The sequence below is a fragment of the Streptomyces sp. TG1A-60 genome, from assembly GCF_037201975.1.
Classification (GTDB): Bacteria; Actinomycetota; Actinomycetes; order Streptomycetales; family Streptomycetaceae; genus Streptomyces.
The window spans coordinates 5,016,430-5,032,458 of record NZ_CP147520.1 but is presented as its reverse complement, the minus strand read 5'-3'; the positions used below and the strand labels follow the sequence as shown (position 1 = coordinate 5,032,458).

12 protein-coding genes are annotated in these 16,029 nt (G+C 72.2%); 2 read left to right on the top strand and 10 right to left on the bottom strand.

The genetic code is table 11. The features are described 5' to 3' along the window. Positions 1-27: 27 nt before the first annotated feature. From ahcY to WBG99_RS21860, 7 genes are all read right to left on the bottom strand, one after another. Complete coding sequence (gene ahcY / locus WBG99_RS21890; protein WP_338897931.1) at positions 28-1,485, bottom strand: adenosylhomocysteinase; 1,458 nt, start codon at positions 1,483-1,485, stop codon at positions 28-30. A 373-nt stretch (positions 1,486-1,858) separates the two neighbouring features. Beyond that, positions 1,859-2,836 carry a cation diffusion facilitator family transporter gene (locus WBG99_RS21885; RefSeq protein ID WP_338897929.1) on the bottom strand — a complete coding sequence of 326 codons (978 nt, stop codon included), beginning with the start codon at positions 2,834-2,836 and terminating at the stop codon, positions 1,859-1,861. Between the two features lie 166 nt (positions 2,837-3,002). Continuing rightward, positions 3,003-4,154, bottom strand: a complete 1,152-nt coding sequence (gene manA / locus WBG99_RS21880) for a mannose-6-phosphate isomerase, class I (protein ID WP_338897928.1) — start codon at positions 4,152-4,154, stop codon at positions 3,003-3,005. 116 nt (positions 4,155-4,270) lie between these two features. After that, positions 4,271-5,395, bottom strand: a complete 1,125-nt coding sequence (locus tag WBG99_RS21875; RefSeq protein WP_338897927.1) for an SIS domain-containing protein — start codon at positions 5,393-5,395, stop codon at positions 4,271-4,273. A gap of 105 nt (positions 5,396-5,500) precedes the next feature. After that, on the bottom strand, positions 5,501-5,671 hold the full coding sequence (locus WBG99_RS21870; protein WP_200307918.1) for a Trm112 family protein: 171 nt from the start codon (positions 5,669-5,671) through the stop codon (positions 5,501-5,503). Between the two features lie 382 nt (positions 5,672-6,053). Next, a complete protein-coding gene (locus tag WBG99_RS21865; RefSeq protein WP_338897925.1) occupies positions 6,054-7,418 on the bottom strand; it encodes a phosphomannomutase/phosphoglucomutase in 1,365 nt (454 codons plus the stop codon). A 325-nt stretch (positions 7,419-7,743) separates the two neighbouring features. Further along, positions 7,744-8,166 carry a DUF3499 domain-containing protein gene (locus WBG99_RS21860; RefSeq protein WP_338897923.1) on the bottom strand — a complete coding sequence of 141 codons (423 nt, stop codon included), beginning with the start codon at positions 8,164-8,166 and terminating at the stop codon, positions 7,744-7,746. A gap of 347 nt (positions 8,167-8,513) precedes the next feature. On the opposite strand from WBG99_RS21860, the gene WBG99_RS21855 reads away from it, so the two are divergent. Beyond that, the gene (locus tag WBG99_RS21855) at positions 8,514-8,969 is read left to right on the top strand and encodes a metallopeptidase family protein (RefSeq protein WP_338900432.1); all 456 of its coding nucleotides are present in this window, start codon (positions 8,514-8,516) and stop codon (positions 8,967-8,969) included. A 203-nt stretch (positions 8,970-9,172) separates the two neighbouring features. Here the strand turns inward: WBG99_RS21855 and WBG99_RS21850 are convergent, their stop codons facing one another. The 3 genes from WBG99_RS21850 to WBG99_RS21840 all read right to left on the bottom strand — a co-directional run bounded on the left by WBG99_RS21850 (position 9,173) and on the right by WBG99_RS21840 (position 14,735). Further along, positions 9,173-10,660: a DUF5719 family protein gene (locus tag WBG99_RS21850; RefSeq protein ID WP_338897921.1), complete on the bottom strand. Its 1,488-nt coding sequence runs from the start codon at positions 10,658-10,660 to the stop codon at positions 9,173-9,175. Further along, positions 10,657-14,286: a glycosyltransferase family 2 protein gene (locus WBG99_RS21845; protein ID WP_338897920.1), complete on the bottom strand. Its 3,630-nt coding sequence runs from the start codon at positions 14,284-14,286 to the stop codon at positions 10,657-10,659. Before WBG99_RS21845 ends, WBG99_RS21850 begins: the two co-directional genes overlap by 4 nt. A 185-nt stretch (positions 14,287-14,471) precedes the next feature. After that, entirely contained in the window at positions 14,472-14,735 is a 264-nt protein-coding gene (locus WBG99_RS21840) for a WhiB family transcriptional regulator (RefSeq protein WP_003975777.1), read from the bottom strand. A gap of 718 nt (positions 14,736-15,453) precedes the next feature. Between WBG99_RS21840 and WBG99_RS21835 the strand changes: the two genes are divergently transcribed. Beyond that, on the top strand, positions 15,454-15,951 hold the full coding sequence (locus tag WBG99_RS21835; protein WP_338897919.1) for a cysteine dioxygenase family protein: 498 nt from the start codon (positions 15,454-15,456) through the stop codon (positions 15,949-15,951). Positions 15,952-16,029 lie beyond the last annotated feature (78 nt).

Here is a 16,029-nt window from a genome sequence, read left to right as displayed (position 1 = left end):
GCACGGACGCACCCACGGCCGGGCGGATCAGTAGCGGTAGTGGTCGGACTTGTACGGGCCCTCGACCTCTACGCCGATGTACGAGGCCTGCTCGGGGCGGAGCGTGGTGAGCTTCACGCCGAGGGCGTCGAGGTGGAGGCGGGCGACCTTCTCGTCGAGGTGCTTGGGCAGCGTGTAGACGCCGATCGGGTACTCGGACTGCTTGGTGAACAGCTCGATCTGGGCCAGGGTCTGGTCCGCGAAGGAGTTGGACATCACGAACGACGGGTGGCCGGTGGCGTTGCCCAGGTTCAGCAGGCGGCCCTCGGACAGGACGATGAGGACCTTGCCGTCGGGGAAGGTCCAGGTGTGGACCTGCGGCTTGACCTCGTCCTTGACGATGCCGGGGATCTTGGCGAGGCCGGTCATGTCGATCTCGTTGTCGAAGTGGCCGATGTTGCCGACGATGGCCTGGTGCTTCATCTTGGCCATGTCCGAGGCCATGATGATGTCCTTGTTGCCGGTCGTGGTGATGAAGATGTCGGCCTTGTCGACGACCTCGTCGAGGGTCGTGACCTGGTAGCCGTCCATCGCGGCCTGGAGCGCGCAGATCGGGTCGATCTCGGTGACGATGACGCGGGCGCCCTGTCCGCGCAGGGACTCCGCGCAGCCCTTGCCCACGTCGCCGTAGCCGCAGACGACGGCGGTCTTGCCGCCGATGAGGACATCGGTGGCGCGGTTGATGCCGTCGATCAGGGAGTGACGGCAGCCGTACTTGTTGTCGAACTTCGACTTGGTGACGGCGTCGTTCACGTTGATCGCCGGGAAGAGCAGGACGCCGTCGCGCTGCATCTCGTACAGGCGGTGGACGCCGGTCGTGGTCTCCTCGGTGACGCCGCGGATCTCCGAGGCGAGCTGGGTCCACTTCTGGGAGCCGTCGGTGATGGTGCGGTTGAGGAGTTCGAGGATGACGCGGTGCTCGTCGTTCTCGGCGGTGTCGACGGCAGGGACCTTGCCGGCCTTCTCGTACTCGACGCCCTTGTGGACGAGGAGGGTGGCGTCACCGCCGTCGTCGAGGATCATGTTGGGGCCGCCGGTGGGGCTGTCCGGCCAGGTCAGGGCCTGCTCGGTGCACCACCAGTACTCCTGAAGGGTCTCCCCCTTCCAGGCGAAGACCGGGACGCCCCGCGGGTTGTCCACCGTGCCGTTGGGGCCGACCGCGATGGCGGCGGCGGCGTGGTCCTGGGTGGAGAAGATGTTGCAGGAGGCCCAGCGGACCTGGGCGCCGAGGGCGACCAGGGTCTCGATGAGGACGGCAGTCTGCACGGTCATGTGCAGGGAGCCGGTGACGCGGGCGCCGGCGAGGGGCTGCGCCTCGGCGTACTCCTTGCGGATCGCCATCAGGCCGGGCATCTCGTGCTCGGCGAGGGTGATCTCCTTGCGGCCGAACTCGGCCAGGGAGATGTCGGCGACCTTGAAGTCCTGTCGGGTGTCGACAGTCGTCATTGCGAGCTGCTCCTCGGGTGTCGGGTCGAGGGTGGGTAGGGCCGGTCTGCGCGGCGGCGGTACAGGGGTGCCCCGAAGAGGACACAGGCATGCCCGCGTGTGCGCAGCACAGTCCGTCGGAGGCCCTCTCTCCCTCGGTCGGTCCTCGGTGGGACCGCCCGACCGCCATCAGCAGCGACGTCTGGCTCCGTCCCAAGCTACACCGGTCGGCCCGGCCGGCCCCAGTCCGCCTGCGTACAGATCAAGCCGATCAAGCCGGAGCGGCTGGGCCGGAAGGGACGGGCAGAGTGAGAGCCCGTGGGGCCGGGGACGGGAAAGGGCCCGTCGCGTCGGTGTGCGACGGGCCCCGGTGCCACGCGGGGTGGCCGGTGGGTCAGTGCTCGGCGGCGGGGGTCTCGCCGCCGGGGGTGGCCTCGGGGTCGGCGCCCTTGGCGGCCTCCGTCTCGCTGTAGATGTCCGGTTCGAGGTAGATGACGCGGGCGATCGGGACCGCCTCGCGGATGCGGGACTCGGCGGCGTTGATGGCGGAGGCGATCTCGGAGGCCGTGTCGTCGTGCTGGACGGCGATCTTGGCCGCGACGAGGAGTTCCTCGGGGCCGAGGTGGAGGGTGCGCATGTGGATGACGCTGGTGACGGTGTCGCCGTCGACGACGGCCTTCGCGATCCTCTCCACGTCCTCGGCACCGGCGGACTCGCCGAGGAGCAGGGACTTGGTCTCGACGGCGAGGACGATCGCGATCAGGATGAGCAGGACGCCGATGCAGAGGGTGCCGATGCCGTCCCAGACGCCGTCGCCGGTGAGCAGGGCGAGGCCGACGCCGCCGAGCGCGAGGAACAGGCCGACGAGGGCGCCGAGGTCCTCCAGGAGCACGACCGGCAGTTCGGGGGCCTTGGCGTGGCGGACGAACTCGGTCCAGGACTTGTCGCCCCGCAGGACGTTGGACTCCTTGATGGCCGTGCGGAAGGAGAAGGTCTCGGCGATGATCGCGAAGACGAGGACGCCGACCGGCCAGTACCAGTGGTCGATCTCGTGCGGGTGCTTGATCTTCTCGTAGCCCTCGTAGAGGGCGAACATGCCGCCGACGGAGAAGAGGACGATGGAGACGAGGAAGGCGTAGATGTAGCGCTCGCGGCCGTAGCCGAAGGGGTGTTGCGGGGTCGCCTCGCGCTTGGCCTTCTTACCTCCGAGGAGCAGCAGGGCCTGATTGCCCGAGTCGGCGAGCGAGTGCACGGACTCGGCGAGCATCGACGACGAGTTACTGAAGAGGAACGCCACGAACTTCGCTACCGCGATCGCGAGGTTGGCGACAAGCGCCGCCACGATCGCCTTGGTGCCGCCTGACGCGCTCATGTGTCCGGGGTGTCCCTTCGCCTACGCATATGTCTGTGCGTGGGCCTGTGCACCCACGCGTCCGTCCGTCACCGGCCGGGCTCCGCCCGCCTTTTGCAGGGGGCATTGTTGCAGCCCGGTCCGGCATCGGTGCGCCACGCTGTGGATCAGGCGGGGTTCACGCCACTCACGCGACCACGGTCGCCCGGAACAGCGTGCCCGGTCCGGACACCTCGGCCTTCTCGTCCGCCGGTACGAAGACGGACTCGCCGGGGGCGAGCGTGTGTTCGCCCGCGCGGACCGACCCGGCCGTGCAGAGGAGGATCTGCGGGGTGGGGCGGGTGAGGTCGTGCGGGGCGGTGGCCTCGGGCAGGACGTGGCGGGAGAGGCGGAACTCGTCGATGGGGGTCTCGTAGACCTCCTCGCCGTCGGGGGACGCCTCGGGGCGCAGGACGCCGGGGTCGGTCGCCTCGAAGCGGACGATGCGCAGGAGTTCGGGGACGTCGACGTGCTTGGGCGTCAGCCCGCAGCGCAGGACGTTGTCCGAGTTGGCCATGATCTCCACGCCGAGTCCGTTCAGGTACGCGTGCGGGATGCCGGCGCCGAGGAACAGGGCCTCGCCGGGCTGCAGTCGGACGTGGTTGAGCAGCATCGCGGCGATGACGCCGGGGTCGCCCGGGTAGTGGTGGGCGATGTCGGCGTACGGGGTGTAGGTGCCGCCGAGGCGGGCGCAGGCGACCGCGGCCTCGGTGACGGTCTGGGCCATCGCCTCGGGTTCGGCGCCCAGCACGGCGGCCAGCACCTCGCGCAGCGCGGCCTCTTCGGGGTGGGCGTGCAGGAGGTCGACGTACGGCTTGAGGGAGTCGACGTCGAGGGCGGCGAGCAGGTCGGCGGCCTGGAGGGGTTGGCGGAAGCCGCAGAGACCGTCGAACTCCGTGAGAGCGCAGATCAGTTCGGGCTTGTGGTTGGCGTCCTTGTAGTTGCGGTGGCCCGCGTCGACCGGGACGCCCCGGCGTTCCTCGTCCTCGTAACCCTCCCTGGCCTGTTCGAGGTCGGGGTGGACCTGGAGGGAGAGGGGGGCGCCGGCGGCGAGGAGTTTCAGGAGGAACGGGAGGCGGGCGCCGAACCTTGCGACGGTTCGAGATCCCAACTCACGTTCCGGGGCCTCGTCGATCACCTCGGTGAGGGGGCCGCGTCCGGTGCGTGAGGGGGCGCCGGGGTGGGCGCCCATCCACATCTCCGCCTGCGGCTCGCCGGTGGGTGTCACGCCGAGGAGCTGCGGGATGGCGGTGGTCGAGCCCCAGGCGTAGGGGCGGACGGTGTTGTCGAGGCGGTCCATGGTGTGTCTTCTCCGTACGCCGTTCGGGGCCGTGGGTCGTGGGCCGTCCGACCGGGAGCCAGTGGTGGGTCTGGGTGCGGGGAGCCGGGTCCGGTGGGGAGGGTTCCGGGTGAAGGTCAGGCTCCCGAAGCGAGCGACAGGTAAACGGCGGCGAAATCCGTGATGGCGATCATTTCCGCGAGGGTTTCCAGGTCGCTGCCTTCCTCGGGTTCCAGCTCGCTGATCGCGGTGTCATGGCCGAGGGCCAGTTCGCGGGCGGTCGGTACGGCGCTCAGGCCGCCGGTCGGGCGGTCGCGGAGGAGGACCACGCGCACACGGAAGGCGGGCGGGTCCTCGACGCGGTCGCGGAAGAAGTCGTCCGGCCCGCCCGCGGCCAGTGGGCCGGACAGCAGCACGGTGTGCGAGGCGAGAGCCTCGGGCAGTTGGGCGGCGAGGGCGGGGCGGCCCGCCAGGTCGGCGAGCGCGGAGACGAAACGGCGGCCCACCGGGCCGGCGGCCTGGCCTTCGGTCCAGATCACCGGCAGCGCGTCGGCCAGTTCGGCGGCGAGTGTCTTGGCGGGGTTGCTGTACGTGGCGATGGCCGGGCCGCAGCGCTCGGCGACCTGGTCGAGGCGGTCGGCGACCTTCTGCAGGGCGTCCGGCGGAGCGGCGACCACGCCGGTGCGGTCCAGGAGCGCGAGCATCGGGGTGAGCAACGCCCACAGCACACCGGGGGCCGCGGCGCCGAGGGGCACCTCTTCCTCGTACGGGCCGGTCGCCATCGGTACGAAGAGGCCGTGGGCGCCTTCCACGGCCTCGGCGACCGGGGTGTCGGACGGGGCGACGGCGGCGACCGTGCAGCCGCGGCGATAGGCCTGGTCGACGAGGATCGACAGGCCGGGTTCGCCGCCGTCGGCGGTGGCGATCAGGAGGAGGTCGACCGAGCCCGCCCAGCCGGGGAGTTCCCAGCGGAGGGCACCCGCGGCGGGGGCCACGCCGGTGGGGTGGATACGGGTGAGGGGGCAGGCTGCGCCCGCGAGGGCGCCGAGCAGGTCGGCGACGCCCGCGGAGGCCATGCCGGGGCCCGCGATCAGGAGGGCGCGCGGGCGGCCGTCCGGTTTCAGGTCCGGGATGCCGGCCTCGGTGCCGAGGCGGAGGGCCGTACGGACCCGGGCGCCTGCCTCGGCAGCGCCGCGGAGCAGGCCGCGACGGTCCGCCTCCGACAGGGCGTCGGGGGTGTCTAGCAGCGATTCGTCCAGCATGGGCGGCAGCCTCCGATCGCCGGGTGCCCTTTTACGCCTTCTCGCCTTGGGACCGGGTTTCCCGGCCTGTGCGTGGTTACGCCTTGCGCGAGCGCCTGATCGCGGTCACGCGGGGCGGCGGGCCTCGTCGACGAGGAGTACGGGGATGCCGTCCCGGATCGGGTAGGCGAGGCCGCAGTCCTGGCTCGTGCAGGCGAGCTCGGTGTCCTCCTCCGTGAGGGGGGCGTGGCAGGCCGGGCAGGCGAGGATCTCCAGGAGGCCGGCTTCGAGCGGCATGTCGGGTCCCTTCGGGGGCGGGTTCGGTGCGGTGCGGCCTGGTCAGGGTACCGCCGTGCGGGGGTGGGCGCCGGGGTTGGGCCTTGGTGGGTGAGCCGGTCGGGGCGGGGCTCGGCGTCACCAAGTGCCCCGACGGCTCTGTCTGCGGCGGGTTTCGCTCACCGGCGTGCGCCGGGTGCCGCCTGCGCCCACCCGTGCCGCCCCCAGCGGCGCGCCTGCCCGCAGCCACGAACACAGACAGCCGCCTCACCGCGCGGCTGCCCGGAGCTAGGCCGCGAGCGGCAGCCGATGCTGGGTCGGCAGGCGGGCAGCCGCGCGGCAGCGGCTGCCCGCAGGCGGGGTACGGCCACGGGCGGGCGGAGCGGCACTCCGGCGTGGGCGCTCAGGCCCTGATGATGTTCAGTACCTCGTCCCGTACCTTCGCCATCGTCGTCTCGTCCCTCGCCTCCGCGTTCAGCCTCAGCAGGGGTTCGGTGTTGGACGGTCGGACGTTGAACCACCAGTCCGCCGAGGAGACGGTCAGGCCGTCGAGTTCGTCGAGGGTGATGCCGGCCCGGCTCTCGTACGCCGTCTTGACGGCGGCCAGGCGGCCCGTCTGGTCGGCGACCGTGGAGTTGATCTCGCCGGAGCCGGCGTAGCGGTCGTACTGGGCGACGAGGCCGGAGAGGGGGCCGTCCTGGCCGCCGAGGGCGGCGAGGACGTGGAGGGCGGCCAGCATGCCCGTGTCGGCGTTCCAGAAGTCGGCGAAGTAGTAGTGGGCGGAGTGCTCGCCGCCGAAGATCGCACCCGTCCTGGCCATCTCGGCCTTGATGAAGGAGTGGCCGACGCGGGTGCGCACCGGCGTGCCGCCGTTCTCCTTCACCACCTCGGGGACGGACCAGGAGGTGATCAGGTTGTGGATGACCGTGCCCTTGCCGCCGTGCCTGGCGAGTTCACGGGAGGCGACCAGGGCGGTGATCGCGGAGGGCGAGACCGGGTTGCCCTGCTCGTCGACGACGAAGCAGCGGTCGGCGTCGCCGTCGAAGGCGATGCCCAGGTCGGCACCCTCCTCGCGGACCCGCTTCTGGAGGTCGACGATGTTCGCCGGGTCGAGGGGGTTGGCCTCGTGGTTCGGGAAGGTGCCGTCCAGCTCGAAGTACATGGGGACCAGGTCCAGCGGCAGGCCGGCGAAGACCGTCGGGACGGTGTGGCCGCCCATGCCGTTGCCCGCGTCGACGACCACATTCAGGGGGCGGACGGAGGTCAGGTCGACGAGGCCTCGGAGGTGTGCCGCGTAATCCTCCAACGTGTCCCGCCGGGTGATCGTTCCCGGCGTTACGGCCGGCTCGGGCGCACCCGACTCGCTCCACTCCTCGACCAGTTGGCGGATCTCGGCGAGCCCGGTGTCCTGGCCGACGGGGGCGGCGCCCGCGCGGCACATCTTGATGCCGTTGTACTGAGCGGGGTTGTGGGAGGCCGTGAACATCGCGCCGGGCAGGTTCAGCGCACCCGACGCGTAGTACAGCTGGTCCGTCGAACAGAGGCCGATCTCGGTCACGTTCACCCCGAGCGCCGCCGCCCCGCGCGCGAAGGCACGCGACAGGCCGGGCGAGGAGGGCCGCATGTCGTGGCCGATCACGACGGCTTCCGCGCCGGTCACCTGCGCGAAGGCCGCTCCGAAGAGCTCGGCCAGGGTCTCGTCCCACTCGTCCGGGACCACCCCGCGTACGTCGTACGCCTTCACGATCGTCGACAGATCAGCAGCCACGGCCAAACCCTTCTGAAGTCCTCACCGGTCACCCCAAACTACCGGTCCGAGCCGACGGTCGGCTGTGTGGCCTCTGAGGACGCTCCCAGCACGGCGGAAAGCCCTCGGGGAGGCATCCACTCCCATACGGGTGTGCTCTGTCCCAGCACGATCAGGCACATCACCGGCAACAGCCCAGGCTCCACGCCTCGCAGGCGATGGTCCGGTTGTGGCGAGCAGTTCGGGCGACGGGCCCGGCTGGTGGGCCGCGCTCACCTGGCGGGCGCAGAACAACGCGTTGCGGAGGGATTCCCGAGGGCGTACGGCGACGACCGCGCCCGGCGCGTCAGTTGTCGGGGGAGCGCAGCACCCGGAGGTGGCCGCGGCGGGCGACCTCCATCGGGTCCGCAGCGCGGGTGTTGCCGCCGGCCTCCGCGGTGCGCTGCTGCGGGCGCGCCGCCTCGCGCACGGCGTTGGCGAGCGCTTCCAGGTCGTCACCGCTGGGGCGGGCCGGAGCCGAGCTGTCCAACAGTCGTACGACCTCCCAGCCGCGCGGGGCGGTGAGGCGCTCGGAGTGCTCGGCGCACAGGTCGTAGCAGTGGGGTTCGGCGTAGGTGGCGAGGGGGCCGAGGACCGCGGTCGAGTCGGCGTAGACGTACGTCAGCGTCGCGACGGCGGGACGGCCGCAAGCGGTGCGCGAACAGCGACGTACAGGGCTCACGATGTTGGACGGTACCGCACTCTTGAGCGGGCCGCGACGGATCTCCACCAGGTCACTCCACCGTGTCGTGCTGTGAACCGCCCCACACACCCCTGGGGACCCACCGCGTTGACCTGCGGGTAGCCCTTCGTGCGGGATACCGAACGGTCCTGCGAGCGATCAATTCTGGTCATAAACCACGCCAATTGACGTGAGTCCGCCGGTCTCGTAGAGATACGGAATCGAGCCCGGGCTTGGCCGGAACGGTCATCCTGCGACAGGCCGTGCGGCCCTCCGGTGCACCGTCGTACGGCGAGCCGGTTGGACGTACCAGGTCAGCGGTGTCGGGCCGGTGGTGCGGGCCCGGAGTGGGGAGCCGGGCGCGTGGATCTCGTGGGGACTACGCTTCGTAGGTGATGGACAACCTCGTACCGCCCCGCACCGCCTCCGCACCCGGGCCCCGCCGCCGAGATCGGCACGGCAGGGGGATGCGCGGCCCCATCGCGCCGCCCCAGGTACCACTCGCGGCGAGTCGTGCCGAGATGTTCGCGGATCTCGTGCAGGACTCCGTGGAGCGGCTGGAGCGGCGGTGGCCGCAGCTCGCGGACATCGACTTCCTCGTGCTTGAGGTGCCGCGGCTGGACCGGGCCGGGGACGGGGCGTGGAACGACGAGGCGGTGCCGTTGGGCGGGACCGTCGCCGCGCGGGAGGGCCGGCCTGCTCGGGTCGTGGTGTATCGGCGCCCGGTGGAGATCCGTACCAAGGGGCGGGACGAGCGGGCCGCGCTGGTGCACGAGGTCGTGGTCGAGCAGGTGGCCGAGTTGCTGGGGCTGAATCCGGAGACGGTGGACCCTCGGTACGGGGAGGACTGACACCCGGCGGGGTGCGCTTGGCCTGGGTTTCGCCCCTGACTGTCCCGTCCCGTCACCGGGGGCCGCCCCCTCGCCCGGGGCTGCCGCCTCTTCGGCCCCGCTCGGGTGCGTTCGTTGTCTGCGGGTCGGCGGGGGCTTGTCGCGCAGTTCCCCGCGCCCCCGGAGCAGAGGCCGCGCCCCGCTTCTCAGGGACGCGGCAGGCCCTACTTCTGCAGTACCGACAGATCCTGTTCCGCCTCCGGTACCGCAACCGTGCCTCGGTCGTCCGGGAGGGTCTGGATGGTGAAAGCCGGGACGGTGTCGAACCTGGATTCCAGGGTGCGGGAGGCGTAGACGGGGGCACCGGCGGCCGGTTCGACGGTGAGGGCGTAGGTGCCCTTGAGGCCGGTCGGGGCGGGCATGTCGACGTTCTGGGTGGTGCCGGCCTTGATCGTGAACGTTTTGGCCGTGGCCCCGCCGGACCCGCTGCCGGCGGAGGCGGTGACCTTGACCTTCGCCGTGCGGGTGGGGGCGGTGAGGGCGAGGGTGGTGCCCTTGGCGCGGTTGTCGGCGACCGTCGCGCGCGTACCCACCGGGCGGGTGGCCTGGATGAACGCCGTCTCCTGGTTGTCACCCTTGCCGCGGACGACGCGGAGGGCGGCCACCACGGGGGTCGACTGGCCGGTCGGGGTCAGGAGCAGGGAGCCGGCCTCGCCCCGGGTGATGTCGCCGAGGTCGGCGGAGGCGGTCATGCCCGCCTTGACGTGCAGCGTCTCGTTGCCCGCCGGAGTGATCGGACCGTTGGGCGAGGCGAGGCGGAGCTTCAGGTCGGCGTCGGTGTCGCCGGGGGCGAAGACGACGAGGCGTACGGAGGTGGCGTCCTCCGGGATGCCGGGCAGGACCACACTGCCGGCCGGGTCGGCCGCTGCGGCGAGCCAGTCCCCGCCCAGCTTGTCGTCGAGGGCCTGGACCGCGGCGGCGACCCGGCCGCTGCGGACGCTGACGTTCACCGTGAGGTCGGTCTCCTTCGCCGTGGCGAGCGTCGACAGCAGGACCGGTTCGCTGGAGCGCGGCTGGACTGTGATGCCCTCTCCCACCGTCGACTTCAGGGCCCCGTCCTTGCCGTAGAGCTCGATGTCGACGACGGCCGCCGAGTCGTCCGGGTTGGTGAGGTGGACGTAGTCGGTGCGGCCCGTGGCCGTGCTGGCGCCCGGGAACCAGAACTGCGTGTCCGGGGCGGTGCAGTTGACACCCAGCAGTCCTCGGCCTGTGCCGGCGGCGACCTCGGTGGTCTCCTGGACGGTCCAGCCGGGCGCGAACCTGCCCTCGGCGGTGCCGATCAGCGCGGGTGCGTCACCGCCGTCGGTGCTGCCGGTGACGGGCTTGCCGGGCTTCTTGGGCGCGACAACGGGCTTGCCGGACTTGTTCTTGCCGGTCTTGCCCGTCGACTCCTTGCCCGCCACCATGAGTTCGGCGCTTCCGTCGCTCCCCGTGCCCTCGGTGACGGGGGTGAAGGACGTGTACGCGGTCTCCGCGAGGTCCGAGGTGCTCGGCTGGGGGCAGAGCAGACTCGTGCGCTGCACGGGCAGTTGGGCGGCCACCCGCGCGGTGGTGTCGCCGCCGGAGGCGTCGGGCGCGCTCAGCGCGGCGAAGCCGGTGACGGCGGCGAGGGCGGTCGTGCCGGCGATCAGGGACAGGGTCGTGCGGTTCACTGCTGGCTCCCGTCGGGGCGCTCACTGTCGGCGCCGGTGCCGTGCGACGGGTCGTACGTCGCGTCGTAGCCCTGGGTGTACGTCTGGCCGTAGGGCGCCGTGCCGCCGCCGTAGGCGTACGGGTCGTACTGGCCGTCCTGGTAAGGGTCCGCCTGGTAGTGCTGCTGGTCGTACGTGCCCGCCGGGTACTGCTGACCGCCCTGGTAGGCCTGTTCGTACTGGCCGTACTCGGCGCCCGCGCCCACGGAGTGCGGGGTCTCCCACGCGCCGTACGCGGGCTGCTGCGGGACGGGGGCGGCGACCGGGGCCTCCTCCGTGGGAGCGGGCGGGTCCCCGGCGGCGGACTGTTCGGCCTCGGCCTCCGCCTGGGCGCGCAGGCGGCGGGCGCGGCGGCCGTCGCCGGTGATGTCCTGTGCGGGCACGGCGACGGGCTCGTCCGGGAGATCGTCGTCGACGTCCCGGCGGCGGCCCGGCAGGGCGAGGACGACGAGGACGACGGCGAGCGCGCCCTGGGCCCACAGCCAGCCGGTGTGGCTCACCGGGGCGTCGAAGGTGACGTCCAGCTCGCCGCCGCCGGTGGGCAGTTGGAAGCCCTGGGCCCAGCCGTCGACCGTGGTCGGGGTGAGCGGCTTGCCGTCGAGGGTGGCGGTCCAGGACTCGTCGGCGGTGTCGGCGAGGCGCAGGACGCGGCCCGAGCCGCCGGCCGGGATGGTGGTGTGCACGTCGACGGGGCCGGCGGCGACGGCCTTCGGGTCGCCGGAGGAGACCTCGATGGTGACGCGGGCGACCTGCCGGTTCACCCGCCACAGGGCGCTGCCGTCCTGCTGGCTGAGCCGGCTCAGGCCGGGCGTGGCGTCCAGGACGCGGCCGACCTCGCGGGGCGCGCCCGGGCGGACGAGGACGTACCGCACGGCGAAGCCGCCGAGTTCGTCGGTCTGGTCGGCGCCGGAGCCCGCGACCAGGTTGGCGACGACCTTGTCGAGCTGCTCGTTCTCGCCTGCGGCGGTGAGTTCGGCGTCGCCGAGGCGGACGCCGGAGCCGCGGACCAGGATGTAGCCGACCCTGGAGGTGGATTCGCTGTCGAGGACCAGGGTGCGGGCCTGGTCGCGGGTGCCGCTCTCCTCGGCGACGAACGCGGGCACCTGGACGGGGTCGCGGCGCTCCAGGGGGCCGTCGGCGCCGCCGATCACCCATCCCGCGGCGGCCAGCAGCGGGCCGACGGCGGCGGCGAGCGCGATGAGCACGGCCACCGGCTGGCGCCAGCCGAAGCTCTGTTCGGCCACGCGCGCGCGTGCCCCGTCGGCGCCCAGCGTGGCGGCGGCGAGGAGGGCGAGGCCGTAGACGAGGGTCGCGGGGCCGGCCCAGGCGGAGCCGTTGGACAGGACCGCGAAGACGAGGGCCACCAGGGCGGCCGTCCAGGCGGTCCGGATTCCCAACTGCCGTTCCGAGCGCAGCAGGGCGGCCAGCGCGGCCAGGACGACGCCGATGAGGGTCAGCCCGCCGACCGTGCCGGGCCCACCGGGGCTGATGCCGAGCAGGTCCGTCGCGGAGGCCGCGCTCGCGCCGTACCGCAGACCGGCCTCCTGGAAGAAGCCGGACGGCAGCAGCGTCAGCGACCAGGGGGCGAGGATCAGCAGCGGGGTGCCCGACTGGGCGAGGAAACGCAGACCGTAGGCGGTGATCTCCCGGCGGCGGACGACCAGGAGCCCGAGGCCGAGGAGCAGCGCGATCGGCCACACGATCGGCGTGAACGCGGTGGTGATCGTCAGCAGTAGCGCGTACGCCCAGGTGGCGCGCCAACTGCCGCGCGCCCCCGTGCTGCTCGTGAGCCCGGCGGCCGCGGCGCCCGCGCGGGCGATGAGGGGCAGCAGGATCGCGAGGACGGCGGTGCCGATGCGGCCGCCCGCGAGTGCGCCGGTGACGGCGGGCAGGAAGGCGTACACGACGGCCGCCCAGGCGCGCAGCAGCCGGGACTCGACCAGCGGCCGGGAGGCGAAGTACGCGGTGAAGCCGGCCAGGGGCACGGAGGCCACGAGGAGCACGGTGACCGCGAGTCCGGTGGAGCCGAACAGCAGGGAGGCGAGCATGGCCACGAGCGCCAGATACGGGGGCGCGGCCTCGGTGCCGCCCGCGCCGACCGGGTGCCAGGCATCCAGGTAACGCGCCCACAGTTCGGCGGAGTCGGCGGGTGCGGGCAGCAGGGCGCCGCCGGCGAGGGCGCCGTCGGCGAGCAGGGCGCGGCAGGCGGCGAGCGAGGCGAGCAGCAGGAGCGCGAAGAGCACGGGGCCGGGCCTGCGCGCGATGCGCTTGAGCCGGGCGAACTGCTCGACCTGCAGGAAGTCGGCGTCGTCGTCGCCGGGTCCCGACTCGACCGCGCCGCCGTGGCGTCCGGCCGGGGAGGCGTCGGTGTCGGAGCGGCCGAACAGATCGCCCGCGACCTGTTCGACGGTGGCTCGGACGGTGGCGCCGGGTGGCGGGAACAGCGGGCGCAGTTCGCCCCTGTCCAGCTGCGGGCTGCCTCTCCTGCGCCGCCCGGCGATGATCCGCTCGGGCCGCAGCAGCACGCTCAGCAGACCGCGGATCTCGTCGACGGCCTGTCCGGGGACCTTGCCGACGAGATAGGCGACGGTCCTGAGGAGGGTACCGAGGACGATCCGCAGCAGCACCCAGGGCAGCTGTGCCGTGCCGGTGTTGACGAGGAGGGTGTAGATCGCGCCCGCCTTGTCGACCATGTGCGGGGAGGCGGCGCTGCGGCCCACGCAGTCGACGGTGCGGCGCTCGCGCGAGGAGGCCTCGGCGTGCCGTACGACGGCCTCGGGGGCGACGAGGACGCGGTGCCCGGCGGCCGTGGCGCGCCAGCACAGGTCGACGTCGTCGCGCATCAGGGGCAGGCGCCGGTCGAAGCCGCCCAGTTCCTCGAAGACGTCTCGGCGGATCAGCATGCCGGCGGTGGACACCGCGAGGCTGGGCTTGACGTGGTCGTGCTGGCCCTGGTCCTGCTCACGGCGGTCCAGGCCGGTCCAGCGGCGGCCGGAGTCGGCGATGGTGACGCCGACCTCGAGGAGCTGACGGCGGTCGTACCAGCCGCGCAGTTTGGGGCCGACGACGGCCACGTCGTCACGGCCCAGCTCGCGTTCGTTCTCCACGACCCGCAGCAGTTGCGCGAGGGCGTCGGGTTCGGGGGCGCAGTCGTCGTGCAGTAGCCACAGCCACTGGACCGGCTCCCCGTGGGGGAGCTCCGGCATGTCGTAGGCGTCGTCGCGCCAGGTGCGGGTGACGGGGTCCCAGCCGCTGGGGCGCCGGAGGTAGGAGAGGTCGTCCTGGGTGAGGACGCCCGCGGTGCGGTTGGCCTCCTCGACGGCCTGGCCGAAACCGGTCCGTCGGGCGAGGTGCAGGACGCGGTCCGCGCCGAGGGCGTCGGAGAGGAGCCGGGCGGAGTCGTCCGCGCTGCCGGTGTCGGCCGCCATGGCGCTCTGGGCGGGGCGCTCCTGGCCGAGCAGCCCGGCGAGCGCGTCGGGCAGCCAGCGGGCACCGTCGTGGGCGACGAGGACCGCGGTCACCACATGGCGTGGGAACTCAGGCGTGGCAGCGTCGTGGTGGGCTGCGGTGTGGCTGTGCACGGACATCGAGGTACGGGCCCCGGTTCGATGGACTGCGGTGGACGTCCGCGCCCGCTGAGGGCATCGGGACGTCTCGGACGGAGCCCCACACTAACGGCTGGACAAGATCACAGCCCGCCGCCTGTGGATAACCCGGTTGCGACGGGCCGTACGCGTCCGGTTGCCCAGTTCGACTGTTCCGCGACGGGGGGTCAGACCGCCGCCTTCTTGAGGCGGCGGCGCTCGCGCTCCGACAGACCGCCCCAGATACCGAACCGCTCGTCGTTGGCGAGGGCGTACTCAAGGCATTCGGAGCGGACCTCGCAGGCGAGGCAGACCTTCTTGGCCTCGCGGGTCGAGCCGCCCTTCTCGGGGAAGAAGGACTCGGGATCGGTCTGGGCGCACAGTGCGCGCTCCTGCCAGCCGAGTTCCTCGTCCGCGTCGTCGACCAGCAGTTGCTGCACGAGCTCGGTCATCTGCGCCCCTCGTCCGTCTTTCGCGTCCCCGTCGTGCGGCCGTTACCGATTTCGGCTGAACGACACGAGTGAAATTACAAGTGTGCTGCTACGGGCGAGTCAAGCCGAGATCTGCTATTGAGCCCCTTATTCACTCTGCGGAACCAAGGCTATGCGGAAAGTGTTCAAATCGGCATAAACCTGACAGCGGCCCGGCGGCCGACGGGGGTTCCGGGTGGGTGCTCCCTTCCCTACGACAAAGGACGCCCAGGAGTTCGATCTCGTTCCGGCTCGTTCGAGCCGACTCGCTCCGGGGAGCCGACGGCCCTCCATCGACGCGAGCCGGTGGTGTGCCCGGTTGTGCGCCATGTCTCCCGGACACCCCCGGCACAAACCTTTCATCACGCGGATGCACCGGAAGAGGTGAAACGGCATCCACATACCGGACGTGAAGTTGACAGCGGAGGTGTGAGCCGGTGTCCTTGTGGGCATGCTCGCGAACTTGGCACTCGCCTCGGCCCGCTCCGCCGGGTCCCTCGGTGCTGCTCGCTGTAGCTGTCGCTGTTGCTGTTCCAGCTGTTGAGCCACGCGCGCTCCGGCTGCCACTGAGCCCGTCCCGGCTCGGCTGCCGTTCCCCTTCCGCCCGCAACCGGGCACCCGTTCCGTCCGTTGATCCGGGCGGCCGGCTCGCGACATCCGGCCATCCCGCACGCACTCTCCGTCGAGGACCACCCCCTTCATGAACAGCGACAGCGACCTCCAGATCGCCGGCGACCTTCTCGAAGTACCCCACCTCCTCCAGGCGCCGCGCCAACACCCGCTCACCGTGGCCGAGTTCGCCGGGCTGGCCCGTGCCGTCGCCGAGGACCGCTCCCAGTGGGAGCACCTCGTCGAGTACGACGCGACGACCCGCTGGTACCACCGGCTGCGGACCGGCCCCGGCTACGAGGTGTGGCTGTTGTCCTGGGTGCCGGGCCAGGGCACCGGGCCGCACGACCACGGGGGCTCCTCCGGCGTGCTCACCGTGCTGGACGGCACGCTGACCGAGCGCACCGACCGGGGCACGCGGGTCCTCGGCGCCGGCGCTCAGCGGGTGTTCGCGCCGGGCTACGCGCACGAGGTCGTCAACGACACCCTGGAGCCGGCCGTCAGCCTGCACGTCTACTACCCCGGTCTGACGGACATGCCGATGCACACGAAGGCCTGCGCCACGGGGGCGGCGGCCGTCACGGCCTGACGACCCGTTGTCGTACCCGCCTGCGGGACTGTCCCACCCGTCACCCGACCACCACCCCTCAACGAGTCAGCCTGACGG